3 protein-coding genes are annotated in these 2,107 nt (G+C 74.3%); all 3 read right to left on the reverse strand.

Annotation, left to right across the window (positions count from 1 at the left end; genetic code table 11):
* Positions 1-99: 99 nt before the first annotated feature.
* A complete protein-coding gene (locus C6N75_RS26435; protein ID WP_407703279.1) occupies positions 100-723 on the reverse strand; it encodes a DUF305 domain-containing protein in 624 nt (207 codons plus the stop codon).
* A 44-nt stretch (positions 724-767) separates the two neighbouring features.
* A complete protein-coding gene (locus C6N75_RS26440; RefSeq protein WP_105871396.1) occupies positions 768-1,451 on the reverse strand; it encodes a DUF3105 domain-containing protein in 684 nt (227 codons plus the stop codon).
* A gap of 100 nt (positions 1,452-1,551) precedes the next feature.
* Entirely contained in the window at positions 1,552-1,923 is a 372-nt protein-coding gene (locus C6N75_RS26445; RefSeq protein WP_105871397.1) for a hypothetical protein, read from the reverse strand.
* Positions 1,924-2,107: the final 184 nt, after the last annotated feature.

Raw genomic sequence — 2,107 nt, forward strand, 5'->3', positions numbered from 1 at the left:
GTACGCGCCCGCAGGCGGCTGCCCCCCCGCCCCCGTACGCGACCGCGGCGCGCCCCGGTCGTCCGGAGCGCGCCGCGGAGGACCGGGGCCCGGCCGTCGTCAGTCCTTCGCGCCCCGCTGCCGCAGCAGGTCCGCCATCAGCGCGATCTCCGACTCCTGGGCGTCCACCATGCCCTGGGCCAGCTTCCGCTGGACCTCGTCGCCGCACCGCTCGACGCAGCCCTCGGCCATGTGCACCCCGCCCTGGTGGTGGGCGGTCATCAGCCGCAGGTAGAGCACCTCGGCGTCCCGCCCGCTCGCGCTCCCCAACTCGGCGAGCTGCTCCTCGGTCGCCATCCCCGGCATCAGCGGCGCCTTCGCCCCGTGCCCGTCGCCCCCGTGTCCGTCACCCTGGCCGGGCATCCCCATCCAGGCCATCGGCTGCTGGTCCGGCGCGACCTTGGGCAGGCCCCAGCGCTCCAGCCAGCCCAGCATCATGCCGCGCTGGTTGGCCTGGGTGTTGGCGATGTCGTACGCCAGCCGGCGCACGTCCGCGTCCTTCGTGCGGTCCCGGACGATGAACGACATCTCCACCGCCTGCTGGTGGTGGACCGACATGTCCCGGGCGAACCCGGCGTCCGCCGAGTCCGCCGCCGGGGTGCGCGCCCCCTCCGGGGCCCCGCCGCCCGAGGAGGCGACCGCCGCCGCCCCGGCGAACAGCAGCGCCAGCACCACCGCCGTCACGGCCGCCCAGTTCGTACGGCTCCTGAGCCAGGCCCTCCGGGCACTCACTGCATGCCGCCCGCGGCGCCCGGCACGCCCTTGGCGTCCACGCCGCCGGTGCAGGCCGCGCCCGGCTCGGGGGTCTGCGGGCCCTGCACGTACTTGCCGAGGAACGCGTCGATCCGCGGGTCGTCGGCGCCGTCCACGGTGACCTGCTTGCCCCAGGCGCTCAGCATGATCGTGCCGGTTTGGTCCTCGACCGGGCTGATGAAGGAGTACGAGGTCTTCCCGACCTTCTCCTCCAGCTTCTTCACGTCGCCGGCGGCGGCCTTGCCGCTGTACGTGATCCACACCGCGCCGTGCTCCAGGGAGTGCACGGCGTGCATCTCCGGCACCGGCTCCTTGTAGACGTTGCGGTCGCAGTTCAGCCACGCCTGGTGGTGGTCGCCGCCGACCGGGGGCTTCATCGGGTAGCTGACCTGCTTGGTCACGTGGTTGCGGCCGAGCTTCTTGGCGTCCCAGGACTTCTCGTCCTCGATCGGCGCCTTCGCGGCGGCCTCGGCCCGTTCCTGCTTGTCGTTCTCCTGCTTGAGCAGGTACCCGCCGAAGCCGACCAGGCCGGCGACGACGACGGTGCTCAACGTGATGGTGATGACGCGGTTGCGGCGCTCACGTGCCTGCTCGGCACGGCGCATCTCCTCTATCCGGGTCCTGCGGTCTGCGGCGGCGGAGGAGCGGTTGGCGGCCATGGTGAATCGTCTGCCCTTCGTGGCTTCGAGTCGTTCGTCTCGTGGGGGAGGGGCGCACCCGTCGTCAGGGGGATGCGCGGCTGCTGCGGAAGGGCTGCCCTCAGGTCCGCGAGACCTGGAGGACGTGCAGGTCCGGGGCGCGCGGCCGGGCCTGGTACGAGACGGGGGCGGCGCCCGCCGGGGTCGGCGCCGGCCCGGCCAACGCGTCGGGCTGCTGCGGCGGATCGAGCGGCGGCGCGGTGAGCACCGCGGGGGTGAGGTAGGGGAAGAGCCCGCAGTCCCCGCGGTCGTGGGGGCAGGAGTACTCGGTGGCCGGAACGGCGAGCGTCACCCGCCGCTGCTCGCCCTCTTCGGCCCGGGCGGTCGCCGCGCCGTGCGGGTTGAGGCACACGAACAGCGCGGCGAGCAGCGCCGCCACCGCGCTGAGCCGCGCCGTGGGACGCAGGATGCGTATGAGCCCGGGGCCCCCCATGAGCGCCGATGGTAACGGCACCCCCGCCGTTCCTCCATCGCCGGGCGGTCGGGGCGGAGCCGCCCGGCGATGGAGGAACCGTCGCGGGGCCCGGTCCCCTCCGCGCCAACTCGGGGGGCCAGCGCTCCTACGTCTCCAGCTGCCCTCGGGCCTGGTCCGCCGCGGGGCGGTGGTTCCTCTCTCC

The organism is Streptomyces solincola (assembly GCF_002982015.1).
Lineage (GTDB): Bacteria > Actinomycetota > Actinomycetes > Streptomycetales > Streptomycetaceae > Streptomyces > Streptomyces solincola.